Consider the following 22,945-nt stretch of genomic DNA (forward strand, 5'->3'; position numbering starts at 1 on the left):
CCGACAAGGCGATCTCGTTCGTGATGCGCGAGAAGGGAGCGGGGCCGAGCACCGCGCCTCGGTGCGTCTCCGGCCCCGTCTTGTGTGGAGGACAGTCGGTCCGACGCCCTGACCAGCGTGATGGGGATGACCGCAGCGCGCCGTGCGCAGCCGACCCATGCTCGGCACATGGCCCGACATGCAGCAGCCCTCCCCTCGACCCTGCCCGCGCCCGTGTTCGGCCTGCGCGAGGCTCTCGCGCTCGGCGTCTGCCCTGACCGCCTGCGACGGCGCGACGTCATGAGGATCGGCGGGCAGCTGTTCGCCCGAGCCGGCCAGGAGATCACCGAGCTCGACGTCGTGGCGTGCCTGTGTCGCGTCCACGGGGATGCCGTGGCATGCGGTCCGACCGCGGCACGGCTGTGGCAGGCTCCCCTCCCCCGCGATCTGTCGGCGTGGACGGCCGGGGACGGGGTGCACCTGCTCCACCCGACCGGTTCGCGTCGGCCGACCACGCTGGTCACCTGGCATCGCGGCGCTCTCGGACCTGCGGACATGGTCGCGACGACCCGGGCGCGAGTGACGTCCGCGCCGCGCACCTGGGCCGATCTCGCGCCTCTGCTCGGCCTCGACGACCTCGTGGCCGTGGGCGACTGCTTCGTCCGTCGCCCACGCCCCGGACTCGAGGGGCGCGACGAGCCGTGGACGACGCTTTCCGCGCTCGCCGCCGCGGCCGAGTCCCACACCGGCCGCGGGGCCCGAGCCCTGCGCGAGGCGCTCGCCCTCGTACGGGTCGGCAGCGACTCCCCGGCGGAGACCCGGCTGCGCCTCGGGTGCCGTCGAGCGGGTCTGCTCGAGCCGCTGGCCAATGCCCGGATCCTCGAGGACGGCTCGGATCTGGGCGAGCCCGACCTCCAGTGGCGCCAGTGGAAGGTCTGCCTCGAGCACGAGGGCCCGCATCACCTCACGCCCGCCCAGCTCACGCGCGACATCCGCCGGGCGGAGCGGCGGCATCGCCACGGCTGGATCGAGGTGCGGACGACGGCTCCTGACCTCGTTCGCGGCGGGGAGGTGGGCGCGCTCCGTGCCCGCGACGCGCTCCTGCGGCACGGCTGGCGTCCCTGACGAGGCACAGCGCTCCTCCCGCGGAGCCTCGTGCCGCGTCCGCGCTGCTCGGCGTCCCCCACGGCTCTCGTGCCGCGGCGCCGGCTCGGCCTGGGAGGTGAAGGGCTACTTGCCGCCGTCCCCGGGGCCCCTCCCCGGTCATCGGGGCCGCTCGTGCCAGCGGGCGACGACAGGCCCTCGGCGCCCCGGGACGGACGTCTGCTCCGACACCGGCGCGCACCGAGATCGCCACATCCGGTGGAACCCGCGCCCCGACGCGCATCGAGATCGCCTTTTCGGGTGGAATCAGCCAAGAATTCCGCCCGAAAAGGCGATCTCGGTGATGGAGGGATCAGGTCGGCCCGGGCTGAGGGCCGGGTTGAGAGGGGCGATCTCGAGTCCCAGGCGGCCCGGAGGGTTCCGGGCGCCAACCCAGAGCACCGCCCCGCCCCTCAGGCGTCAGCCCTGGGCGTCGCCCGCCTCGAGGTGGCCGCCCGGGGCGTGGGAGAAGATCTCGCGCTCGGCGTCGATCACGCCCTTGGCGAGCAGGTGGTTGCCCACCCCGCCGATCACGGCGCCGATCCCGAAGGGGATCAGACGACCGGCCCACACCCCGCCGAGGCGGGCGGCGACCTTGCGCCGGATCCATCGGCGGAACTGCTTGCTCGCGGCGTTGACGACGAAGTCGGGCGCGACGCCCGAGAGCACCGAGGACCACTGGATGCCCTGGCGCCCCAGGGCCTTGCCCATGATCTCGGCGCCCTTCTCGCCTCCCAGCACGCCGAGCACGATCGCGCGGCGACGCTCGGCATCGCCCATGTCGACCCCGCGGATCTCGGCGACGGCGAGGGTCAGGAACGCGCACGCCTCGGCGAACGCCGCCCCTTCGCCGGCGGTGAGGACGACGGCGGCCGCAGTGCCCACGCCGGGCAGGGCGGCGGTGCCGCCGACCCCGGCGCCCGAGGCGGTCAGCATGCGCGAGAAGCGCTTCTCGATGTGGGCGACGAGGTCGTCCTCGCTCAGATCGAGGTGCTTCCTGCGCAGCGAGGACACGTACGTGGCGGCCAGGGGGCGCTGCACCTTGAGGGCGGTGTCGACGATGCGGAACGTGCGGTCGTCGGGCTGGGTCTTCGCGTCGGCGGAGTCGTCCGACGCGGGGGAATCCTTCGGGCTCATCTGCATCTCCTTGATCAGCTGCGAACGGGGCCACTGTAGCGAGCGCGACCGACCCCGCGATGGGAGCGGGCGCGCCGTCGTCCCGGCGGGATGCGTCCAGGGCGCCGCGGGCATCGCGCGACGGCGCCGCGCGCCGCCCGCCTCAGCCGATCTCCACCTCGCCGGAGCCGAGGGTCGCGACCTCGCCCTCGAGGCGCAGCCAGCGCACGGCCTCGGGAAGGTCGGCGTACCGCTCGGTGTAACGACTGCGCACGTACGAGCGCGGCACGCAGCGATCGTGGCAGAGCGTGCCGGCCAGATGGTCGGTCTCGTGCTGGAAGATCCGTGCCGACCATCCGGTCCAGCGCTCGGCCATGGGCGCGATCGTGCCGTCGTCGTGGCGTTCGAGGGCGCTCGCGTCGACCGTGAGGTGGCGCGGGACGATCGACTGCCAGTCGTCGACCGACAGGCACCCCTCCCAGTAGTACACGCGGCGCGGCTCCACGCCCGCGTAGGCGGGGTTGAGGAACGTGCGCTGGGGCAGGTGGTGGCGCCGCAGCACGTCGTCCTCGGCGTCGGCCTCGTCCTCGGCGACCGGGTCCTCGAGCACGACCAGCTGGAGCGGGATGCCGATCTGGGGCGCCGCGAGGCCCACCCCGGGCGCGTCGCGCATGGTCACGACCATGGCCTGCACGAGCTCGGCGAGCAGCTCGTCGTCGAGCTGGCCGGTCCACTCCCGGGCCTCGCCGCGTAGCGCCGGATGGCCGGCCTGCACGATGCGCAGCGGGTCGGAGGCGCGGCGCCTGCGCGCCAGGGTCTTGACGACGAGTTCACTGAGGTCCATGCCCCCAGTATGGGCATCGGGCATGCGCGTCTCCGTCCTGTCCGCGGCGATCCGAGCGCCCGGAGGAGCGCCCCGCCGCGCCCCGGCGCGGCGACCTGCGTCTCACGTGTCGGTCCTCACAGGAGCACCCCTCGGACCGGGTTACACTTTCTCGAGCCGGCGCGATGAGCGGAGGCGGACGATGAGGTCCCGGCCCCCGAGGAAGTGATCCTGGGAGGCCGCCAGACCCCCTCATCGCCCACATCCCTCGCCGCACCGGTCGTGTATGCGGGTTCCCCCGCGTGCGCAGCACTTCACAACGGAACGTCCGGCACGTACCTGCCGGTGAAGGGAATCGGTCACGTCATGGCAACAGTGACTTTCGACAATGCGAGCCGCATCTACTCGGGCCAGGAGCGCCCGGCGGTCGACAACCTCAACCTGGACATCGCCGACGGCGAGTTCCTGGTGCTGGTCGGCCCCTCCGGTTGCGGCAAGTCCACCTCGCTGCGCATGCTCGCCGGGCTCGAGGAGATCGATGCGGGCCGCATCCTGATCGGCGATCGCGACGTCACCGACGTCCCGCCGAAGGACCGCGACATCGCCATGGTCTTCCAGAACTACGCGCTGTACCCGCACATGACGGTGGCCGACAACATGGGCTTCGCCCTCAAGATCGCCGGCACCCCGAAGGCCGAGATCCGCAAGCGCGTCGAGGAGGCGGCCAAGATCCTCGACCTCGAGCAGTACCTCGACCGCAAGCCGAAGGCCCTCTCCGGCGGCCAGCGCCAGCGCGTCGCGATGGGCCGCGCGATCGTGCGCTCGCCCCAGGTGTTCCTCATGGACGAGCCGCTGTCGAACCTCGACGCGAAGCTCCGCGTCTCCACCCGCACCCAGATCGCGTCGCTGCAGCGCCGCCTGGGCGTCACCACCGTGTACGTGACGCACGACCAGACCGAGGCCATGACGATGGGCGACCGCGTGGCCGTCCTCAACGCCGGCGTGCTCCAGCAGGTCGACACCCCGCGTCGCATGTACGACCACCCGAACAACGTCTTCGTCGCGGGCTTCATCGGCTCGCCGGCGATGAACCTGGTCGAGCAGAAGCTCACCGATCAGGGCGTGCAGTTCGGCGGCGCCATCGTGCCCGTGGACCGCTCGACCCTGTCGGACACCAACGAGTCCGCCGTCACCGTCGGCGTGCGCCCCGAGGACCTCGACATCGCCGAGACCGGTGAGGGTCTCGCCGTCGAGGTCGACGTGGTCGAGGAGCTCGGCGCCGACGCCTACGTGTACGGCCGTCTGGCCGGCTCGGACCCGAACGCGAAGCCGGTCATCGCGCGCGTCGACGGCCGCCGCCCCCCGATGAAGGGCGAGACGGTGCACTTCCGTCCCAAGGAGGGCCACGTGCACCTGTTCGACGTCAAGACGGGTGCCCGCCTGGGCGACTGACCTCCCGCTCCACGACGGGCGCACGGCTTCGGCCGTGCGCCCGTCACGCATGTCCGGGCCCTCTGACGTGCGCGACCGCGCCAGGTTCGTCGCGCGTCACGCCGTGCAGGCGTCGCGCTTTCAGGCACCGGTGGGGGACAATGGACCCATGGCACCCCTGGAGATCACGGCATCGCGTCCTGACCCAGCGCTGCTGGATCTTCCCTGGAACACCCCTCTCGAGGAGTGGCCCACGAGCATCCTGGCCGCGCTCCCCCGCGGCATCTCCCGCCACGTGGTCCGTTTCGTCCGGCTCTCCGGCAAGGTGCTCGCCGTCAAGGAGATCGACAAACGCCTCGCGCGTCGCGAGTACGAGATGCTGCGCGTCCTGGGCAAGATGGGGATCCCCGCCGTCGAGCCCTACGGCGTCATCACCAACCGCCGCAGCGCCGACGACGCTCCCCTCGACGCCGCGCTCATCACCCGGCACCTCCAGTTCTCGCTGCCATATCGCGCCGTGTTCAGCCAGCTCTCGCGCGCCGACACCGCCCACCGGCTGATCGACGCGCTCGCCGTGCTCCTGGTCCGGCTGCACCTCGAGGGCTTCTACTGGGGCGACGTCTCGCTGTCGAACACCCTGTTCCGGCGGGACGCGGGCGAGTTCGCCGCCTACCTCGTGGACGTCGAGACCGGCACCTTCCACGACCGTCTCTCCGACGGCCAGCGCGACACCGACCTCGACATCGCGCGCACCAACATCATCGGCGAGATCATGGACCTCCAGGCCGGCGAGCTGATGGACGAGGACGCCGACGCGATCGAGATCGGCGACGTGCTGCTCGAGCGCTACGACGAGCTGTGGTCCGCGCTGACCGGCCGCGAGAGCTTCTCGGCCGAGGAGAAGTGGCGCATGTCCGAGCGCATCGAGCACCTCAACGAGCTCGGCTTCGACGTGGGCGAGCTCGACCTGACCACCGATCTCGACGGGACCACCGTCTCGATCCAGCCCAAGGTCGTCGACGCGGGCCATCACATGCGGCGCCTGCTGCGCCTGACCGGCATCGACGCGCAGGAGAACCAGGCGCGCCGCCTGCTCAACGACCTCGACCAGTACCGTGCGGTCACCGACCAGCAGGGCGAGGACGAGGAGTTCGTGGCGATGGAGTGGGTCCAGGACCAGTACGAGCCCGTGGTCCGCGCGATCCCGCGCTCGATGCGCTCCAAGCTCGAGGCGCCCGAGTTCTACCACGAGATCCTCGAGCACAAGTGGTACCTGTCGCAGAAGGCCGGACGGGACGTGACGATGGACGAGGCGGTGCGGGACTACATCCTCACCCAGCTGCCCCATCGGCGCGACGAGAAGTCGCTCATCGCGTCCGAGACCTCCGCGATCCCCGCCATCGAGCCGTGACGGGGCCCGTCGTGGCGCCGCCGGCGGCGGTGCCACGACGGCACGGGCGTCAGGCGATGCCCTCGGCGGCGCGGCGACCCGCGATCTCGTAGAGCGCGATCGAGGTCGCGACCGACGCGTTGAGCGACTCGGTCGACTCGGCCATCGGGATCGACACGATCTGGTCGCACGTCTCGCGGGTCAGGCGGGACAGCCCCTTGCCCTCGGCACCGACCACGAGCACCACGGGCTCCGAGCCGAGCGCGACGTCGCGCGAGCTGACGTCGCCGTCGGCGTCCAGACCGAGCGCGAACAGGCCCTCGGACTTGAGGTCGGCGAGGGTGCGGTTCAGGTTGGTCACCTGGGCGACGCGGACCCGGCCGGCGGCGCCCGCGGCGACCTTCCACACGCTCGCGGTCATCGACACGCTGCGGCGCTCGGGCAGGATCACGCCGTGGGCGCCGAAGGCGCCAGCGCTGCGCAGGATCGCGCCGAGGTTGCGGGGGTCGGTGATCGAGTCGAGCGCGATCAGCAGGGGCGGCTCGAACGCGTCGGCCGCGATGCCCAGCAGCTCGTCGACGTCGGCGTACTCGTACGGCGGGATCGTGAGCGCGACGCCCTGGTGCACGGCCCCGTCGGTCATCCGGTCGAGGTCGGCGCGCGTGGTCTCGGCGACCGGCAGCGAGCGGGTCGCGGCGAGCCGCAGGATCTCCCGGATCCGCTCGTCGGCGTCGATGCGATGCATGAGGGTCACGCCGGTCGCGGGCACGTCCTCGCGCAGGGCCTCGAGCACCGCGTTGCGGCCGGCCACCTGGTCGGGGCCGCCGGTGCGCCCGGGGCCGCGGCGGTCGTGGCCGCCGGGGCGGGAGCCGCCGCGGCCCGGCGCGCTCGCCGAGCCCTTCTTGGCGTACTTCTTGTGGGCGGGACGCTCCTCGGCGCGCGGGGTCGGCCCCTTGCCCTCGAGTCCTCGCCGGCGCACACCGCCGGATCCGACGGTCGCGCCCTTCTTGCCCTTGCGGACCGCTCCTCGGCGGCCTCCGTTGCCTGCCACGTCAGTTCCCTCCGGTGGTGGTCTCGATGGTCCAGTCGGCGCCCTCGCGCCCGTCCTCGACGCGGATGCCCGCGCTCGCGAGGCCGTCGCGGATCGCGTCGGCGCGCGTCCAGTCCTTGGCCGCGCGCGCCTCGGCGCGCTCGGCCAGGCGGGAGCGCACGAGCGCGTCGAGCGCCGCGTGCTCCGCGGTCGCGGCGCCGCCGCCCGCGCTCGTCGCCCCGTCGGCGTCCCAGTGCGGGTCGAGCGGGTCGAGCCCGAGCACGTCGAGCATGGCTCGCAGGGCGCGCAGCAGGGGCAGGGCCGCGGCCGCGTCGCCCGCCCCGATCGCGGTGTTGAGCCGGGACTGGGTGCCGTGCACGACGGCGAGCGCCTCGGGCACCGCGAGGTCGTCGTCCATCGCGGCGACGAAGGCCTCGGGCAGCTCGACCTCGGCGACGGGGCCGCGCCCCGCCTCGCCCACGAGGCGCAGGGCCCGGCGTACGGTCTGCACGAAGCGCTCCCACACGACCTCCGCCTCGGCCGTGGTCGCGGCGTTGTACTCGACGACCGCGCGGTAGTGCCCGCCCGCGAGCGCGAGCCGCACGGCGGGCGCGGAATGCGCGGCGAGCGCGTCGGCCGCCGTCACGAAGTTGTGCAGGCTCTTGCCCATCTTGAGCCCGTCGACGGTGAGCACGCCGGGATGCATCCAGCGCTGCGCGAAGCCGTAGCCGGCGGCATGGGACTGCGCCTGCTCGTTCTCGTGATGGGGGAAGCGCAGGTCGAGGCCGCCGGCATGGATGTCGAAGGTCTCGCCGAGGTACTTGCGGATCATGGCGGAGCACTCGAGGTGCCAGCCCGGCCGGCCGCGCCCGAACGGGGTGTCCCATGCGGCGGTGTCGGGCTCGGTGTCCTTGGCGCGCTTCCACAGCGCGAAGTCGCGTGCGTCGCGCTTGCCGGGCTCGGGGCTCTCCCCCGCGTCCTGCATGTCCTCGAGGCTCTGCCGCGTGAGCGAGCCGTACTCGGGCAGCGAGCGCACGTCGAAGTAGACGCTGCCCTGACCGTCCGCGTACGCGTGGCCGCGCTCGATGAGACGCTCCATGAAGGCGATCATCTCGGGCACGTGGCCGGTGGCCCGCGGCTCGTAGGTGGGACGCCGGGCGCCGAGCCGGTCGAGCACGTCCTGGAACTGCCGCTCGAAGCGCAGCGACCAGGCCCACCACTCTGCGTCGGCCTCGGCCGACAGGGCGAGGATCTTGTCGTCGATGTCCGTCACGTTGCGCACGTGCGTGACGGCGTGGCCCGAGCGCTCGAGCCACCGCACCAGGATGTCCACGGACAAGAAGGTGCGCAGATGGCCCAGGTGGGGCGCCCCCTGGGTGGTGGGTCCGCACACGTACAGCGAGACCTCGCCCTCGCGCACGGGGCGCAGCTCGGTGGTCTCGCGGGTCGCGGAATCGTACAGTCGCAGGCTCACGTCACCAGGGTACTTGCCCCCGGGACACGCCACGGCCCCGCCGTCCGCGGGAGCGGGCGACGGGGCCGGCGTGGACCTCGGGGCCGAGGGTCACTCGGAGCGGGCGCTGACCTGCTTGCCGTAGAGCTCCTCGAAGGTGTCGTCGTAGCTGACGGGCGTCGAGTGGCGCTTGCCCTGCACGGCGTCGACGGCGCCCTTGGCGGTCTCGATCGTCACCTCGGGGGCGCGCAGCTTCTTGACGTAGGCGAACGCGACGAGGCCCGCGACCGCGGCGAGCACGATGAACACGCCCGCGACGATGAGGAAGGACGCCCAGGCGGGGAGGCCGAGAGCGGTGAGCCCCTCGGCGAAGAAGAACAGCAGCATCACCCACGCCGAGAGCAGCAGGAACAGCACCACGGCCGCGCAGGCCGCGATGATGCCGACCTTGATGCCCAGCGCGGTGAGCTCCTTCTTGGCGATGTCGACCTCGTGATGGACGACACCGACGAGCTCGTCCTTGATGGACGCGACGAGCTCACCGATGGACCGCTGCGTGGGCGGCGTGCTCGGATCGTTCGTGGTGTTGATCATGCTCGGCACCCTATACCAGCGCGAGGGGGCTCAATCCACGTGGACACGGCGCCGTCGGGGCTCGTCGTGGCGGGGCGGCGACGAGGTCGAGCGGCGCGCCACGAGGCTCGGGGCGACGGCCACGTCGCGCGCGTCGACCTCGAGCCCGCCGATGCGCTCGACGAGGAACTGGGCGGCGAGCGCGCCCATGCGCTCGGCGTTGGGGTCCACGCTCGTGAGGTCCACGAAGCTCGTCGCCCCGAGGGACGTGTTGCCGTAGCCCGCGACCGCGAGACGCGTGGGCACGTCGTAGCCCGCGTCGTGCGCGGCCGACAGCACGCCCATCGCCGAGGGGTCGTTGACGCACGTGATCGCGGTGGGCACGGTCGAGCCGCGCAGCAGCATCGAGCCGGCGGTCTCGCCGACGGCCTCGGTGAAGTCGCCCGGCTCGACCCGCGCGTTGGCCTCGAGGCCGTGGCGCGCCATCGCGGCGCGGAACGCATCGGCGCGCTCGCGGGCGACGGCCGAGCCGACGCCGCCGACGTGGGCGATCTCGGTGTGCCCGAGGGAGACCAGATGGTCGACGAGCAGGCCCTGGCCCATCACGTCGTCGATGCGCACGGTGTCGAAGCGGCCCGCGAGGCTCTCCGAGCAGCCGATCCCGACGAGCGGCCGGTCGCCCGTGGCGTCGAGGGCGTTCTCGAGATCGGCGAGGTCGGAGATCATGAGGAAGCCGTCGACGCCGAGGTCGAGCAGCGACGTGATGACCTCGGTGTCCGCGGCCACGGGGTACTCGGGCAGGCGCCGGCGCGTGGGCACCACGACGGCTGTGCGGCTGGTCGCGGCCAGCTCGATGCGGATCGAGCGGACGAGGTCGGAGATCCACGTGTTGCGCATCGTGTTGACGAGCACGGCGACCACGCCGTTGGCGTGCCCGGTCTCCGCGGACACGTCGTCGAGGGGGTAGTCCAGACGCTCCGCGGCCTCGCGCACGTGCTGGGCCAGGCGCGGCTTGATGTCGTCGGCGCCGCGCAGGGCGCGCAGGGCGACCGCGCTCGAGATGCCGAGGGAGTTGGCGACGTCGCGCAGCGTGCCGCGGCCGCGACCGGGCTCGGCCGCGATCCCGGCGGCGACGTGGTCGACCTGCTCGACGACCTGATCGGTGGACGCGGTCGCGTCGTTCTCGTCGCGGCGGGGGTCGATGCGCCCGTCGCCGGACGTGCTGGATGCGTCGTTGCTCATGGGCACCATTGAACCGCATGCCGCGCGACGACGGCGCCGTCGTCCGGGGGTTATCCCCCGGTCAGGTGTACGGACGGCCGCCTGGGGCCGGGTCCGGCCGCGCCCGTACGCTCGCAGCATGACAGCCACCACCGCGGGTCCACCCGCCGCACCTCGCGTCGCCGGCGCGCCCGCCCGGCGCGCCCCGCGCACCTCGCGCCACGGGCTCGCGGGCGCCGCGAGCGTCCTCGTCTCCGGCCTCCTGGCCCTCACCTGGGGCGTCGTGAGCGTCACGCTGCTCGCGACCGGGATCTCGAGCCTGCTCGCCCTCGGCATCGGCGCCCTGCTGCTCGTCGTGTGGGTGCTCGCGATGCGGGCCGCCGCGTCGTTCGAGCGCCATCGTGCCCGCGCCGCCCACGGCATCGACGTCGTGGTGCCCGCCCGCCGGGTCTCCACCCGGGGCGGCTTCGCCGGCTGGCTGCACACGCTGTGGCTCGACGCGACGTCGTGGCCGTTCTGGCGCTCGGTCCTGCACCACCACGCCGTGATGCTCGTCGGCCTGGTCTTCAGCTCGCTGTTCTGGGCCGCTCTCATGACCGCCTACGTGCTGGGCGAGGCCGCTGCGCGCGGGATCGACGCCGTCTTCCTCGGCACCCACCCGGGACCGCTCGGCCTGGTCGGCGCGGCGGCGCTGCTGGCCCTGCTCGCCGTGGGCGTGCTCGCGGTCGGGACCGTCGCCGAGCGCGGCCTGGACCGCGTGATGCTCCCGAGCGGCGAGGACGCGCTGCGCGAGGAGGTCGCCGAGCTCACCGAGCAGCGCCAGGGCGCGGTGGACGCCGCCGAGGCCGAGCGCCTGCGCATCGAACGGGACCTCCACGACGGGGTGCAGCCGCGCCTGGTCGCCCTGGCGATGACCCTCGGCATGGCGCGCCCCAAGATCACGACCGACCCGGTGCGGGCCGAGCAGCTCGTGGCCGAGGCCCACGAGGAGTCCAAGGCGATCATGACCGAGCTGCGCCAGCTCGCCCGCGGCATCCACCCGGCGGTCCTGACCGACCGCGGGCTCGACGCGGCCCTGTCCGCGCTCGCCGCCCGCTCCGCCATCCCCGTCGACCTGCGCGTGCACCTGGCCGCACGGCCCGGGCGCGAGGCCGAGGCCGTCGCCTACTTCGTCGTCTCCGAGGCGCTCACCAACATCGCCAAGCACTCCGGCGCCGATCATGCCCGGGTCGACGTGCGCGGCGACGCGGGGAACCTTGCGCTCATGGTCGAGGACGACGGCGTCGGCGGCGCGGACGTGCGCCGCGACGGCGTCTCGACCGGGCTCGCAGGGCTGACCGACCGGGTCCGCGCGACCGGCGGCCGGCTCGACATCATGAGCTCCCCCGGCCACGGCACCCGCCTGTCCGCCGTGATCCCCCTGACCGACGCCCGGAAGGACCTGGCCCGATGACCACCGCCCACTCCCAGCCCGCGCCTCCCGAGCGCCTGCGGATCGTCCTCGCGGAGGACTCGGTGCTGCTGCGCGCCGGCCTCGAGCGTCTGCTCGTCGACGGCGGCCACGAGGTCGTCGCCGCCGTGGGCGACGCGACCGGCCTGCTCGACGCCGTCACCCGCCACGCCCCCGACCTCGCGATCGTCGACGTGCGCATGCCGCCCACGTTCACCGACGAGGGCATCCGCGCCGCGATGCTCATCCGCAGCCAGGACCCGGGCGTGGCCCTGCTCGTGCTCTCCCAGTACGTCGAGGAGCGGTACGCCTCCGAGCTGATCGCGGACTCGACCGGCTCGCTGGGCTACGTGCTCAAGGACCGCGTCGCGGACGTCGAGGCGTTCCTCGAGGTCGTCGCCACGGTCGGCGGGGGCGGCACCGCGCTGGACCCCGAGGTGGTCCAGCAGATCCTCGTGCGGTCCCGCCGCCGGGCGACCCTCGAACGCCTCACTCCCCGCGAGCGCGAGGTGCTCGAGCTGATGGCCCAGGGCCGCTCGAACACGGCGATCGCGCGCTCGCTGTTCGTCTCGCCCGGGAGCGTCGAGAAGCACATCTCCTCGCTCCTGGCCAAGCTCGACCTCGCTCCCGAGGACGGCGAGAACCGCCGTGTCATGGCCGTGCTGCGCTATCTCGAATCGGAGGAACGATGACCACCACCGCCCCCACCCCGCACCGCCCACGGCGCCGCAGCGCGCCACCGTGCCCTCGCACCCCCTGCCGCCGTCGAACGGCGGCGACCGCTCCTGGCGCGCGGTCCTCCTGCTGATCGCGGCCGCCATGGTGGTCCTCACCCTCGGCGGCCTGGTGACCGGCTCGATCCTCGCCGCCAGGAGCTGGGGCTCGTACACCGACATCCCGGCCACCCAGTCCTTCGGCCGCCCCGACCGCCTCGCCGTGACGAGCGACCTGGGCGACGTGACGGTCCGCACGAGCACCGACGTCGACGAGGTCACTCTGCGCCTGTACGACAGCTCGCCCGGCGCGAGCACCACCGCCGACGGGACCGCCCGCGCCCGCGTGACGACCGCCCACGGCGCCGACGGCACCACGATCGACGTCTCCCAGCCGGGGTCGATCGGCCTCGGCCCCTGGGACGACGCGACCGACAGCCTCGAGCTGACCGTGCCCGCGGACCTCGCGGCCACGATGGACCTCACCGTCGGCGCCGACGTCGGCGACCTCGCCGTCACCGGCTCCTACGGGGCGCTCGCCGTGCACGACTCGACGGGCGACGTCCAGCTGCCGGGCGTGGCGACCACGGGCTCCCTCCAGGTCAGCTCGGACATCGGGGACGTCCGCGTGCTGCTCGACGAGGGCGCGGCCCCGCAGCGCATCGAGGTCACGGCCGACACGGGCGACGTGCACGTGTCCGTGCCGGGCGACACGCCCTACCTGGTGGACGCGTCGGCCGATCTCGGCGAGGTGCGGGTCGACCCCGGGCTCTCCTTGCCCGGGGCCGCGCCGCTCACCGCCCGCTCCGACATCGGGGACGTGACGGTCACCCGCTGAGGCGGCCGGGGCCCTCCCGTCACCGCTTGCCGGACAGGCCCTGCTGGATGAGGTCCATGACCGAGGAGTCCGCGAGGGTCTGGGTGTCCCCCACCTGCCGGTTCTCGGCCACGTCGCGCAGCAGCCGGCGCATGATCTTGCCGGACCGCGTCTTGGGCAGCTCGGTCACGAGCAGCACCTTCTTGGGACGGGCGATCGGGCCGATCTCCTTGCCCACGTGCTGGCGCAGGATCTCGACGGCCTTCTCCTCGCCGCCTGCGGCCTCGACCTCCTCGGCGGCCGAGGACCGGAGGATGACGAAGGCGACGACCGCCTGGCCCGTGGTCTCGTCGGCGGCGCCCACCACGGCGGACTCCGCGACCCACGGATGGGACACGAGCGCCGACTCGATCTCGGTCGTCGACAGGCGGTGGCCCGAGACGTTCATGACGTCGTCGACACGGCCCAGCAGCCAGATGTCGCCGTCCTCGTCCTTGCGGGCGCCGTCACCGGCGAAGTACATGCCGGGGAAGCGGGACCAGTAGGTGTCGATGAAGCGCTGGTCGTCGCCCCAGATGCCGCGCAGCATCGCGGGCCACGGCTCGGTCAGCACGAGGTAGCCGCCCTGGCCGTCCTGGACGCTCTCGCCCGCGTCGTTCAGCACGTCCGCGCTGATGCCGGGCAGCGGCACCTGCGCGGAGCCGGGCTTGGTGGCGGTGATGCCGGGCAGCGGGGAGATCATGATCGCGCCCGTCTCCGTCTGCCACCAGGTGTCGACGATGGGGGCGGTGCCGCCGCCGATCACCCGGCGGTACCACTGCCACGCCTCGGGGTTGATGGACTCGCCGACGCTGCCGAGCAGACGGATGGAGGACAGGTCGAAGCGGGCGGGGATGTCCTCGCCCCACTTCATGGCGGTGCGGATCGCGGTGGGCGCCGCGTAGAAGATCGAGACCTTGTGCTTCTCGACGATCTCCCACCAGCGGCCCTGGTGGGGGGTGTCGGGGGTCGACTCGTAGATCACCTGGGTCGCCCGGTTCACGAGCGGCCCGTAGGTCACGTACGTGTGCCCCGTGACCCAGCCGACGTCGGCCGTGCACCAGTAGACGTCGGTGTCGGGCTTGAGGTCGAACACGTTGCGATGCGTGTAGGAGGCCTGGACCAGGTAGCCGCCGGTCGTGTGCACGATGCCCTTGGGCTTCCCGGTGGTGCCCGAGGTGTAGAGGATGAACAGCGGGTGCTCGGCCTCGACCCACACCGGCTCGTGCTCGGCCGAGGCGCTCTCGCGGGCCTCGTGCCACCACACGTCGCGGTCCTCGGTCCACTCGATGTCGGCCCCGGTGCGACGCACGACGAGCACGTGGCGCACGGACTCGGCGCCCGTGGAGAGGGCCTCGTCGACGGCCGGCTTGAGCGGGAGGACGCGGCCCTTGCGGAACTGGCCGTCGGCGGTGATGACGGCGGTGGCCTCGGCGTCCTCGATGCGCGAGCGCAGCGCGTCGGCGGAGAAGCCGCCGAAGACGACCGAGTGGGTCGCGCCGATGCGGGCGCACGCGAGCATCGCGATCACGGCCTCCGGGATCATCGGCATGTAGATCGCGACCCGGTCGCCCGTGACCACGCCGAGGTCGAGCAGGACGTTGGCCATGCGCGACGTCTCGGCCTGGAGGTCGGCGTACGTGTAGGTGGCGTCGGAGCCGTCCTCGTACTCGACGAGCAGCGCGGCCTGGTCGCCGTGGCCGGCCTCGACGTGCCGGTCCACCGCGTTGTAGCACGCGTTGAGCGTGCCGTCGGCGAACCAGCGGGCGAACGGCGGGTTCGAGAAGTCGAGCACCTCGGTGGGCATCGTCTTCCACGACAGCAGCCCGGCCCTGTCCTTCCAGAACCCGAGGCGGTCGCGCTCGGCCTCGCCGTACAGCGAGGGGCGGGCGTTGGCGTTCTGCACGAAGTCCGAGGGCGGCGGGTAGCTCGCGGACTCGTGGGACAGGCTGTCGATACCGGTGCCGGCATCAGCGTTCATGGTGGCTCCTCAGCAGTCGGGGCTCCGGCACCGCCGGGGCCGCGGGGATCGGCCTCACCGTATCGCAAGGAGACCCAGACCACAGGGGACGCGAGCGGTCAGCGCCCCGGCGCGGGGTGGATCTCGACCACCACGCCGTCCGGATCGGTCACGTGCAGGGCGCCCCCTCTGCCGCCCTCGCGCAGCTCGACCGGATGGCCCGCATCGCGCAGGCGCGCGGCGAGGCGGCCGAGGTCCTCGGAGGTCTCGAAGCCGATCCGGGCGGCCGCGGCGCGCCCGAACTCGCTCCCGGTGTCGCGGGAGCACTGCTCCCCGGGCGCCGGCCGGTGCAGGCCGATGATCCCCGTCCCCGCGGCACCCTGCACGGGGCACCAGCCCGGGGCGGCGTCGCCGCGCGGCACGAAGCCGAGCGCCGCGAAGGAGGCGACGTCGGCCTCGATGTCGTCGGTCGGGCGGACGGCGACGACGGTGAGCCGCGGGTCGGCGTCCGCGCCGTCGTGGCCCTCGTAGCCGTAGAGGTCGCGCTGAGTCTCGTTGAGCGCGATCTCCTCACCCGCCGCTCCGAGCAGCGCGCCCTGGCGCCCGTAGCTCTCGTCCCAGACCCTCACCTGCCGGCCCGCGGCCCGCAGGACGGCGGCCGCACGGTCGGTGTCCTCGGTCGCGAGGCACAGGTCGGTGGTGCCCGCCGCGGGCCCGCTCTGCGCGCTGTCGACGCCGTGGATCATGACGCGCCCGCCGCCGCCCGCGACGAGCACGGCGAAGCCGCCGCCCGGGGCGGTGACGACGGGTGCCATGCCGAGCAGGCGCAGGAAGGCGTCCATCGCGTCGGGGCGCTCGCTGAAGCGCAGAGGGAGGACGGCGAAGGCGATGTCGGTCGCGACGGTCATGAGGGGGTCCTCTCGAGATAGGCGGACAGGGCGCGCTCGACGAGCGCGCTCAGGCTGGTCTGCTCGTCGACCGCGCGATGCTTGACGGCGACGACGAGCTCCGGGGGGAGATAGACGTTGAACTGGACCTTGCGGGCGGGGGCGCCCTGCTTCTCGTGCATGCGAGCATGCTAGCAATCTAGCGGACCACGGTCGAGCCCTCCCGCCCGTGCCACGTCGCGGGCCCGATCGCGCGGGCGCGCGCTCGCGGGCTACCGTCGGAGCCATGACCGTGACCGCCGCCGACGACCCCCGCTCCGGGACACCGGACCCGCCTCTCCTGCTGACCCCGACGACGCTGCGCGACGTGCACCTGCGCAATCGGATCTGGCTCGCGCCGATGTGCCAGTACTCGGTGACCGAGCGCGACGGCGTGCCGACGGACTGGCATCTCGTGCACCTCGGCGCGCGCGCCGCGGGAGGCTTCGGGCTCGTCATCACGGAGGCCACCGCGGTGAGCCCGGAGGGGCGCATCAGCCCGCAGGACACCGGCCTGTGGAACGACGCGCAGGTGGCCGCGTGGCAGCGCATCACCCGCTTCAACCGGGAGCAGGGCGCCGCGACCGCCGTGCAGCTCGCCCACGCGGGGCGCAAGGCCTCGACCTGGCCCACCCTGCCCCATTACCGCCGCCACCACGGCACCATCCCCGAGCTGTCGGGCGGGTGGCGCACGGTCGGCCCGGCCGAGGAGCCCTTCCCCGGGCTCGCCGCGCCCGAGGCGATGACGGTCGAGCAGATCCAGGGGGTCGTCGCCGACTTCGCCGCCGCGGCTCGCCGTGCTGTCGCGGCCGGCTTCGACGCCGTCGAGCTGCACTTCGCCCACGGCTACCTGGTCCACGAGTTCCTGAGCCCCCTCGTCAACACGCGCGAGGACGCCTACGGCGCCGGCGGCAGGGGCCGCCGGCGCCTCGCGCGCGAGATCGCCGTGGCGGTGCGCGAGGCGATCGACGAGGCGATGCCGCTCATCGTGCGGATCAGCGCGACCGACTGGATCGGCGGCGGCTGGGACGTGGACCAGTCGTGCGAGCTCGCGCTCGAGCTCAAGCAGCTCGGGGTCGACGCGCTGCACGTGTCGACGGGAGGGGCGGTCGTCGCCGACATCGCGAGCGGCCCCGACTATCAGGTGGGCTTCGCGCGCGAGATCCGGGAGCGCGCGGGCATGCCCGTCGCCGCGGTGGGGCTCATCACCGATCCCGCAGGGGCCGAGCGGGTCCTCACGGACGGCTCGGCCGACTTCGTCGCGATCGGCCGGGCCGCGCTGCGCGAGCCGTCGTGGCCCCAGCGCGCCGCGCACGAGCTCGGCGCCGACCCACGGCCGCTGTACCCGGGCCCGTACACGCGCGGGGCGTGGTGACGACCGCGGCCGCGTGAGGCGGCCCGGCGCCTCAGCGGCCGGGCGGCCTCAGCACTCGGGCAGCGACACCGGCACCGCGGTCACGGCGAGGCCGCCCATCGCGGTCTCCTTGTAGCGCTCGGACATGTCCTTGCCGGTCTGGCGCATCGTCTCGATGACCGTGTCGAGGGAGACGAAGTGCTCCCCGTTGCCGCGCAGCGCGAAGCGGGCCGCCGTGATCGCCTTGACCGAGGCCATCGCGTTGCGCTCGATGCAGGGCACCTGCACGAGGCCGCCCACCGGATCGCACGTGAGACCGAGGTTGTGCTCCATCGCGATCTCGGCCGCGTTCTCGACCTGGCGCGGCTTGCCGCCCATGACCTCCGCGAGGCCGGCGGCGGCCATCGAGCAGGCCGAGCCCACCTCGCCCTGGCAGCCCACCTCGGCACCCGAGATCGAGGCGTTCTCCTTGTACAGCGAGCCGACCGCGGCGGCCGTGAGCAGGAAGCGCACGGCGACCTCGTCGGGATCGGTGTCGCTCAGGTAGCTCGTCGCGTAGTAGAGGACCGCGGGGATGATGCCGGCGGCGCCGTTGGTGGGAGCGGTCACGACACGACCGCCCGCGGCGTTCTCCTCGTTGACGGCGAGCGCGGCCAGCGACACCCACTCGTGGGCGTTCATCGCGAGGCGGCGCGGGTCCTCGGCCTCGAGCGACTCGCGCCAGGAGCTCGCCCGGCGCTTGAGCTCGAGCCCGCCGGGAAGGGTGCCCGACGTGGTCATGCCGCGCTCGATGCAGTCGCGCATGGTGTGCCAGATCCGCAGCGCGCCGCGGCGGATCTCCTCGTCGCTGCGCCACTGGCGCTCGCGCAGGAGCATCGCCTCGGACATCGAGATCCCGCGCTCCTCGCACACGGCGAGCAGCTCGGCCCCGGTCGTGAAGATCTTCGTGCCCTGTTCCTCCGAGGCGACCTCCGCCATCGACCGGCCCATGTCCGCCTCGTCGACCACGAAGCCGCCGCCGATGGAGAACATGGGGCGGCGCACGAGCTCGGCCCCGGCGGCGTCGAGCGCCACGAAGGTCATGCCGTTGGAGTGCTGGGGCAGGAACGTCAGGGGGTGCAGCACGATCGTGTCGGGCCGCAGGCTCACGGACAGGCGCCCGTCGAGCAGCAGGCCGCCGTGCTCGGCGATCTCGGCGACGCGCTCGCGGCCCGCGACGGGGTCCACCGTCTCGGGATCGTGGCCCTCGAGGCCCATCACGATCGCGTCCATGGTGCCGTGCCCGCGACCGGTCGCGGCGAGCGAGCCGTAGAGGTGCACGGCCACGTCGGCCACGCGCGGCCCGATGCCGGGGTCCTCGAGGACCTCGCGGGCGAAGGTCGCCGCGGCCCGCATGGGGCCGACGGTGTGCGAACTCGAGGGGCCGATCCCGATCTTGAACAGATCGAACAGGCTGATGGACATCAGGACCCCTTCGGGCGACGACCGCTCGTGCGGCGGCGCCCGGTCGAGCCGGCGGAGGGCTGGGGCCGGCGACGGCCGGAGCGCCGCGGGGCGGGCGTCTCCTCCCACGAGGCGCGGCGCTCCTCGTTGGCACGGCGCTCGTCCGCCTTGCGCGCGTCGGCGCCCGTGGTGCGGCCGATGTCGAGCTTGCGCGGCGCGCCCTTGTACTTCGTCAGGGCGGGATCGGCGGCGGGCTCCCCGGCGGGGGTGCGGCCGCCGAGCGCGCGCAGGGCCTCGGCGTGCTCGTCGTGCACGTCCTCCCACTGCGGCTCGACCTCGGCCTCCTCCAGGATGCGGCGCGTGCGCTGCGTCTGATGGGGCAGGGCGAGGGTCACGACCGTGCCGGCCGCGCCCGCGCGGGCGGTGCGGCCCGAGCGGTGCACGTACTCCTTGACGTCCTCGGCGGGGTCCACGTGGATCACCATCGACACGTCGTCGATGTGGAGGCCGCGGGCCGCGACGTCGGTCGCCACGAGGGTGTCGAAGGCGCCCGCGCGGAAGCCCGCGAGCACGTTGGTGCGCAGGCCCTGCTGCTTGCTGCCGTGCAGGGCGGCGGCGGGGATGCCGACCTCGACGAGCTCGGCGGCCACACGCTCGGCGCCGAGCTGGGTGCGCGTGAAGATCAGGGTACGGCCGCGGCGGGCCGCGAGCTGCGCGGTGATCTGGCGCTTGCGCTGGGGGTTGATCGCGAGCACGTGGTGGCGCATGGTCTTGACGGCCGCGGCCACGGGCGTGGTCTCGTGCGTCACCGGGTCCACGAGGAAGCGGTCGATGATCTCGTCGACCTGTCCGTCGAGCGTCGCGGAGAAGAGCATCTTCTGGGTGCCCATCTCGATGTGCTGGAGGATCTCGACGATGTCGGCGCCGAAGCCGAGATCGGTCATGTGGTCGGCCTCGTCGATCACGGTGGTCTCGACCCGGTCGAGGAAGAGGTCCTCGCGCCGGGCGAGGTCGATCAGCCGGCCGGGCGTCGCGACGATGATCTCGACGCCGCGGGCCAGCGCGTCGGCCTGCTTGTCGATGTTCATGCCGCCCGCGACCAGCTGCGCGCGGATGCCGACGGCGCGCGCGAAGGGATGGATCGTGTCGACGACCTGCACCGCGAGCTCGCGGGTGGGGACGAGGACGACGCCGAGCGGGCGGCGCCGGTGCACCTTGCGGCCGCGGAAGCGCGCGCACATCGCGAGGGTGAAGGCGAGGGTCTTGCCGGAGCCGGTCTCGGCGCGGGCCAGCACGTCGCGGCCGCCGAGGGCGTCGGGCAGGATCGCGCTCTGGATCTCGAAGGCGCGCGTGAGCCCCTGTGCGTCGAGCACCCCGAGCAGCTCGTCGGGCAGCGCCATGTCCTCGAAGCGCTCGCCGGCATGGGCGGAGCGGCGTCGGGCCTTGGGCATGGGATCCTCCTGGGGCGGGGCGGACGAAGGGCGTCGTCCATCCTCTCGCACCGGCGCCGCGCCGGGGAGGTGCACGCGGGCCGGAGTCGGCGATCTCACCCCGCGGAACGGTCGGGGCGCGGCCTCGCGTGGGAGAATGGTCGGCGATGATGCGCACACTCATGACCGCGAAGATCCATCGCGCGACCGTCACCCAGGCCGATCTGCACTACGTCGGCTCGGTGACCGTCGACGCCGATCTGCTCGATGCCGCCGGCATCGTCGAGAACGAGCAGGTCGCGATCGTCGACGTCACCAACGGGGCCCGCCTGGAGACGTACGCGATCGCGGGTGAGCGCGGCAGCGGCGCGATCTGCGTCAACGGCGCGGCCGCCCATCTGGTCTCCCCCGGGGACCTCGTGATCCTCATCGCCTACGGCCTGTTCGAGGACGCCGAGGCGCGTGCGCACCGTCCCACGATCGTCCATGTCGACGCCGACAACTCGATCGTGCAGATCGGCAACGACCCGGCCCAGCCCGTCCCCGGCATGCCCGACCAGGTCTCCAGCCGCTGACCGCGGCCGCTGATCGATGACAGGGGTCCTCTCCGGGTTCTTCATCGTCTGGGCGCTCATCGCGACCGGCTGGGCGACCGGGAAGTCCGGGGTGCTGGGCGATCCCGGCCACGCCCGGTTCGTGCTCAACCGGGCGACCTTCTTCATCGCCTCTCCGTGCCTCGTGCTGCTGTCCCTGCTCGAGGCCGACGTCACCGCGCTGCTGGGCTCGCCGATCGTCGTGGCGTCGGTCGCGGGCCTCGCCACGGGGCTGCTCGTCTTCCTCGCGCTGCACCTGGCAAGCCGACGCAGCGCCGCGGACGTCGCGGTCACGGCGATCAGCTCATCGGTCGCCAACGGCGCGAACATGGGCTTCCCGATCGCGGCCTACGTGCTCGGCTCGCCCGCGCACGCCCTGCCCGTCATCCTGTTCCAGCAGGCGGTCTACACGCCGATCTACCAGTTCGTTCTGCACTCGGTCACGAGCAGCTCGCGCCCCAGCGTGCGCAGCATCGGCCGGGGCGTGGTCACGAACCCGACCATCATCGCGGCCGTGGTCGGGATCGGCCTCGTGGCCCTCGGCGTGCACGTGCCCGCGCTGCTGCTCGAGCCGCTGCACTCCCTGGCCGACCTCGCGATCCCGGGCATGCTGCTCGCCTTCGGCCTCTCGCTGATCGGCTCGCGCCCGCTCGCCAAGGACGACGGCAACCGGGCGCTCGTGGGGATCGCGACCGCCTGCAAGCTCGTGCTGATGCCGCTCATCGCACTCGGCCTGGGGCTCGCGCTCGGCCTGGCCGGGCACGAGCTGTTCGCCGTCGTCGTGATGGCGGCGCTGCCGACGGCGCAGAACGTGTTCGTCGCGGCCTCGCGCTTCGGCGCCTCGGAGGAGCTCGCGCGCGACACGGTGCTCGTCACCACGATCGGGACCGTCGTGACGCTCATGGCCCTCTCCGCGCTGCTGGGCTGACCGGCCACGACGCGGCGCGGGCCGGGCACCGGCCCGGCTCGCGTTGCCTGCGTGGTCCCGGCCACGGAAACGGTGCGCCATCGCCTCGACACCGATCCCGAGATCGGCGAGGAGTATCTGCGGGGGCCGTGCTCGGCGAGGCTGGTGACCATCGTGGCGTGATGCCGCGGCTGCGAGCCCCTCGGCATGTGGCTCGACCGAGGACACCGCTTCCGACGCCACGTATCCTGTTCCGATGGCGACGCTCAGCCCGACCCGACGCTCCGTGGAACTGCGCGAGCTCATCGCGCATCACCATGACGAGCTCATGGTCGTGCTGGAGCGGTACGGCGCGTCGAACGTCAGGATCTTCGGCTCGGTCCTGCGCGGTGACGCGGACGAGGACAGCGACATCGACCTGCTCTTCACCCGCCCCAGCGGAATGGGGCTGTTCGATCTGGCTGCCATGAGGATCGAGCTGTCTGACATCCTCGGGGTGGCGGTCGACGCCGTCCCCGACGCGAACCTCCACGAGCATCTGCGGTCCGACGTCCTGCACTCATCGAGACCGCTGTGAGACGGCGCTCCGACGCCGACCTCATCGCGGAGGCGCTCACGCACATCGACCGGCTGCTCACGTACATCGAACGCGATGGTCTGTCCGACGACGTCGTCGCCGATGCCGTGTGTCTACGGCTGGCGGCGGCGATCGATGCCCTGAACGACGATACGGTTCCTCCGCTGGGCGAGCGTCTGTTCGGAGCGACGTGGCGGAGCATGCGGGCGACTCGGAACTACATCGCTCACGCGTACGCGTTCGTCGACATGTCGCTCGTCTCCGACACCGTCGACAATGATCTGCCGGATGTCGAGCGCGTGCTGCGTGAGGAGTACGCCCGGCTCACGCGGGGCTGACACCTCGCCATCGGCTCGTCTCCGGTGACACCGCAGGGCATAAGTTCCTGACGCATGGCGTCGTTCGTGCCGATCCGTGCACGACGGGTCGACACGCTCAGACACGTCCTCCCGATCGATGTGGAGGCGCATCTCGAGTCAGGGGCGCACAGCACCGCCACGTGTCCGACGGCCCCGGACGTGGAGCTCGCTGACGGTCCCGCGCGGCGATCGAGGAGACTGCGCCGCGGCGCGGGCCG

22 protein-coding genes are annotated in these 22,945 nt (G+C 73.0%); 11 read left to right on the forward strand and 11 right to left on the reverse strand.

Annotated features, from left to right (window positions below):
- Window positions 1-168: 168 nt before the first annotated feature.
- Window positions 169-1,104, forward strand: a complete 936-nt coding sequence (locus tag BRM3_RS13910; protein WP_263593886.1) for a hypothetical protein — start codon at window positions 169-171, stop codon at window positions 1,102-1,104.
- Between the two features lie 438 nt (window positions 1,105-1,542).
- Here BRM3_RS13910 and BRM3_RS13915 read toward each other — a convergent pair whose 3' ends face one another.
- Together BRM3_RS13915 and BRM3_RS13920 are read right to left on the reverse strand one after the other, a co-directional pair.
- Window positions 1,543-2,259 carry a hypothetical protein gene (locus tag BRM3_RS13915; protein ID WP_263593887.1) on the reverse strand — a complete coding sequence of 239 codons (717 nt, stop codon included), beginning with the start codon at window positions 2,257-2,259 and terminating at the stop codon, window positions 1,543-1,545.
- Between the two features lie 142 nt (window positions 2,260-2,401).
- Window positions 2,402-3,082, reverse strand: a complete 681-nt coding sequence (locus BRM3_RS13920; protein WP_263593888.1) for a peptide deformylase — start codon at window positions 3,080-3,082, stop codon at window positions 2,402-2,404.
- 345 nt (window positions 3,083-3,427) lie between these two features.
- Here BRM3_RS13920 and BRM3_RS13925 point away from each other — a divergent pair, with 345 nt between their 5' ends.
- Together BRM3_RS13925 and BRM3_RS13930 are read left to right on the forward strand one after the other, a co-directional pair.
- Window positions 3,428-4,513, forward strand: coding sequence for an ABC transporter ATP-binding protein (locus BRM3_RS13925; RefSeq protein WP_263593889.1), 1,086 nt, complete (start codon window positions 3,428-3,430; stop codon window positions 4,511-4,513).
- Window positions 4,514-4,661: 148 nt separating this feature from the next.
- The gene (locus BRM3_RS13930) at window positions 4,662-5,903 is read left to right on the forward strand and encodes a DUF4032 domain-containing protein (RefSeq protein ID WP_263593890.1); all 1,242 of its coding nucleotides are present in this window, start codon (window positions 4,662-4,664) and stop codon (window positions 5,901-5,903) included.
- Between the two features lie 49 nt (window positions 5,904-5,952).
- On the opposite strand, the gene rlmB is transcribed toward BRM3_RS13930, so the two are convergent.
- From rlmB to BRM3_RS13950, 4 genes are all read right to left on the reverse strand, one after another.
- A complete protein-coding gene (rlmB, locus tag BRM3_RS13935; protein WP_263593891.1) occupies window positions 5,953-6,933 on the reverse strand; it encodes a 23S rRNA (guanosine(2251)-2'-O)-methyltransferase RlmB in 981 nt (326 codons plus the stop codon).
- 1 nt (window position 6,934) lies between these two features.
- The gene (gene cysS, locus BRM3_RS13940) at window positions 6,935-8,386 is read right to left on the reverse strand and encodes a cysteine--tRNA ligase (RefSeq protein ID WP_263593892.1); all 1,452 of its coding nucleotides are present in this window, start codon (window positions 8,384-8,386) and stop codon (window positions 6,935-6,937) included.
- A 90-nt stretch (window positions 8,387-8,476) separates the two neighbouring features.
- Entirely contained in the window at window positions 8,477-8,959 is a 483-nt protein-coding gene (locus BRM3_RS13945) for a phage holin family protein (protein WP_263593893.1), read from the reverse strand.
- 30 nt (window positions 8,960-8,989) lie between these two features.
- Window positions 8,990-10,180: a LacI family DNA-binding transcriptional regulator gene (locus tag BRM3_RS13950; protein ID WP_263593894.1), complete on the reverse strand. Its 1,191-nt coding sequence runs from the start codon at window positions 10,178-10,180 to the stop codon at window positions 8,990-8,992.
- A gap of 118 nt (window positions 10,181-10,298) precedes the next feature.
- On the opposite strand from BRM3_RS13950, the gene BRM3_RS13955 reads away from it, so the two are divergent.
- From BRM3_RS13955 to BRM3_RS13965, 3 genes are read left to right on the forward strand one after another with little or no spacing between them, the layout of a single operon-like run.
- Complete coding sequence (locus tag BRM3_RS13955; RefSeq protein ID WP_263593895.1) at window positions 10,299-11,612, forward strand: sensor histidine kinase; 1,314 nt, start codon at window positions 10,299-10,301, stop codon at window positions 11,610-11,612.
- 35 nt (window positions 11,613-11,647) lie between these two features.
- Window positions 11,648-12,301 carry a LuxR C-terminal-related transcriptional regulator gene (locus BRM3_RS13960; protein ID WP_263595474.1) on the forward strand — a complete coding sequence of 218 codons (654 nt, stop codon included), beginning with the start codon at window positions 11,648-11,650 and terminating at the stop codon, window positions 12,299-12,301.
- A 49-nt stretch (window positions 12,302-12,350) separates the two neighbouring features.
- Window positions 12,351-13,160, forward strand: a complete 810-nt coding sequence (locus BRM3_RS13965; protein WP_263593896.1) for a DUF4097 domain-containing protein — start codon at window positions 12,351-12,353, stop codon at window positions 13,158-13,160.
- Between the two features lie 19 nt (window positions 13,161-13,179).
- Here BRM3_RS13965 and acs read toward each other — a convergent pair whose 3' ends face one another.
- The 3 genes from acs to BRM3_RS13980 all read right to left on the reverse strand — a co-directional run bounded on the left by acs (window position 13,180) and on the right by BRM3_RS13980 (window position 16,207).
- Window positions 13,180-15,159, reverse strand: coding sequence for an acetate--CoA ligase (acs, locus tag BRM3_RS13970; RefSeq protein ID WP_263593897.1), 1,980 nt, complete (start codon window positions 15,157-15,159; stop codon window positions 13,180-13,182).
- Between the two features lie 98 nt (window positions 15,160-15,257).
- A complete protein-coding gene (locus BRM3_RS13975; protein ID WP_263593898.1) occupies window positions 15,258-16,046 on the reverse strand; it encodes a VOC family protein in 789 nt (262 codons plus the stop codon).
- Window positions 16,043-16,207 (reverse strand): ribbon-helix-helix domain-containing protein, encoded by a 165-nt coding sequence (locus BRM3_RS13980; protein ID WP_263593899.1) that lies wholly within the window; start codon window positions 16,205-16,207, stop codon window positions 16,043-16,045. The genes BRM3_RS13975 and BRM3_RS13980 overlap by 4 nt, the downstream gene beginning before the upstream one ends.
- Before the next feature lie 104 nt (window positions 16,208-16,311).
- On the opposite strand from BRM3_RS13980, the gene BRM3_RS13985 reads away from it, so the two are divergent.
- On the forward strand, window positions 16,312-17,439 hold the full coding sequence (locus BRM3_RS13985) for an oxidoreductase (RefSeq protein WP_263593900.1): 1,128 nt from the start codon (window positions 16,312-16,314) through the stop codon (window positions 17,437-17,439).
- A gap of 48 nt (window positions 17,440-17,487) precedes the next feature.
- On the opposite strand, the gene BRM3_RS13990 is transcribed toward BRM3_RS13985, so the two are convergent.
- Both BRM3_RS13990 and BRM3_RS13995 read right to left on the reverse strand, forming a co-directional pair.
- Window positions 17,488-18,882, reverse strand: a complete 1,395-nt coding sequence (locus tag BRM3_RS13990; protein WP_263593901.1) for an L-serine ammonia-lyase — start codon at window positions 18,880-18,882, stop codon at window positions 17,488-17,490.
- Complete coding sequence (locus BRM3_RS13995) at window positions 18,882-20,312, reverse strand: DEAD/DEAH box helicase (RefSeq protein WP_263593902.1); 1,431 nt, start codon at window positions 20,310-20,312, stop codon at window positions 18,882-18,884. Before BRM3_RS13995 ends, BRM3_RS13990 begins: the two co-directional genes overlap by 1 nt.
- A 146-nt stretch (window positions 20,313-20,458) precedes the next feature.
- On the opposite strand from BRM3_RS13995, the gene panD reads away from it, so the two are divergent.
- From panD to BRM3_RS14015, 4 genes are all read left to right on the forward strand, one after another.
- Window positions 20,459-20,866 (forward strand): aspartate 1-decarboxylase, encoded by a 408-nt coding sequence (gene panD / locus BRM3_RS14000; protein ID WP_263593903.1) that lies wholly within the window; start codon window positions 20,459-20,461, stop codon window positions 20,864-20,866.
- 16 nt (window positions 20,867-20,882) lie between these two features.
- Window positions 20,883-21,812: an AEC family transporter gene (locus tag BRM3_RS14005; RefSeq protein ID WP_263593904.1), complete on the forward strand. Its 930-nt coding sequence runs from the start codon at window positions 20,883-20,885 to the stop codon at window positions 21,810-21,812.
- Window positions 21,813-22,047: 235 nt separating this feature from the next.
- The gene (locus BRM3_RS14010) at window positions 22,048-22,368 is read left to right on the forward strand and encodes a nucleotidyltransferase family protein (protein WP_263593905.1); all 321 of its coding nucleotides are present in this window, start codon (window positions 22,048-22,050) and stop codon (window positions 22,366-22,368) included.
- A complete protein-coding gene (locus BRM3_RS14015) occupies window positions 22,365-22,706 on the forward strand; it encodes a HepT-like ribonuclease domain-containing protein (protein WP_263593906.1) in 342 nt (113 codons plus the stop codon). Before BRM3_RS14010 ends, BRM3_RS14015 begins: the two co-directional genes overlap by 4 nt.
- The last annotated feature ends 239 nt before the right edge of the window (window positions 22,707-22,945 follow it).

It is taken from the genome of Brachybacterium huguangmaarense (genome assembly GCF_025725725.1).
GTDB lineage: Bacteria > Actinomycetota > Actinomycetes > Actinomycetales > Dermabacteraceae > Brachybacterium > Brachybacterium huguangmaarense.

Coding starts and splice junctions, on each gene's coding strand:
- BRM3_RS13910 (WP_263593886.1), top strand. CDS start 169: ATGGCCCGACATGCAGCAGCCCTCCCCTCGACCCTGCCCGCGCCCGTG.
- BRM3_RS13915 (WP_263593887.1), bottom strand. CDS start 2,259: ATGAGCCCGAAGGATTCCCCCGCGTCGGACGACTCCGCCGACGCGAAG.
- BRM3_RS13920 (WP_263593888.1), bottom strand. CDS start 3,082: ATGGACCTCAGTGAACTCGTCGTCAAGACCCTGGCGCGCAGGCGCCGC.
- BRM3_RS13925 (WP_263593889.1), top strand. CDS start 3,428: ATGGCAACAGTGACTTTCGACAATGCGAGCCGCATCTACTCGGGCCAG.
- BRM3_RS13930 (WP_263593890.1), top strand. CDS start 4,662: ATGGCACCCCTGGAGATCACGGCATCGCGTCCTGACCCAGCGCTGCTG.
- BRM3_RS13945 (WP_263593893.1), bottom strand. CDS start 8,959: ATGATCAACACCACGAACGATCCGAGCACGCCGCCCACGCAGCGGTCC.
- BRM3_RS13950 (WP_263593894.1), bottom strand. CDS start 10,180: ATGAGCAACGACGCATCCAGCACGTCCGGCGACGGGCGCATCGACCCC.
- BRM3_RS13955 (WP_263593895.1), top strand. CDS start 10,299: ATGACAGCCACCACCGCGGGTCCACCCGCCGCACCTCGCGTCGCCGGC.
- acs (WP_263593897.1), bottom strand. CDS start 15,159: ATGAACGCTGATGCCGGCACCGGTATCGACAGCCTGTCCCACGAGTCC.
- BRM3_RS13975 (WP_263593898.1), bottom strand. CDS start 16,046: ATGACCGTCGCGACCGACATCGCCTTCGCCGTCCTCCCTCTGCGCTTC.
- BRM3_RS13980 (WP_263593899.1), bottom strand. CDS start 16,207: ATGCACGAGAAGCAGGGCGCCCCCGCCCGCAAGGTCCAGTTCAACGTC.
- BRM3_RS13985 (WP_263593900.1), top strand. CDS start 16,312: ATGACCGTGACCGCCGCCGACGACCCCCGCTCCGGGACACCGGACCCG.
- BRM3_RS13990 (WP_263593901.1), bottom strand. CDS start 18,882: ATGTCCATCAGCCTGTTCGATCTGTTCAAGATCGGGATCGGCCCCTCG.
- BRM3_RS13995 (WP_263593902.1), bottom strand. CDS start 20,312: ATGCCCAAGGCCCGACGCCGCTCCGCCCATGCCGGCGAGCGCTTCGAG.
- panD (WP_263593903.1), top strand. CDS start 20,459: ATGATGCGCACACTCATGACCGCGAAGATCCATCGCGCGACCGTCACC.
- BRM3_RS14005 (WP_263593904.1), top strand. CDS start 20,883: ATGACAGGGGTCCTCTCCGGGTTCTTCATCGTCTGGGCGCTCATCGCG.
- BRM3_RS14010 (WP_263593905.1), top strand. CDS start 22,048: ATGGCGACGCTCAGCCCGACCCGACGCTCCGTGGAACTGCGCGAGCTC.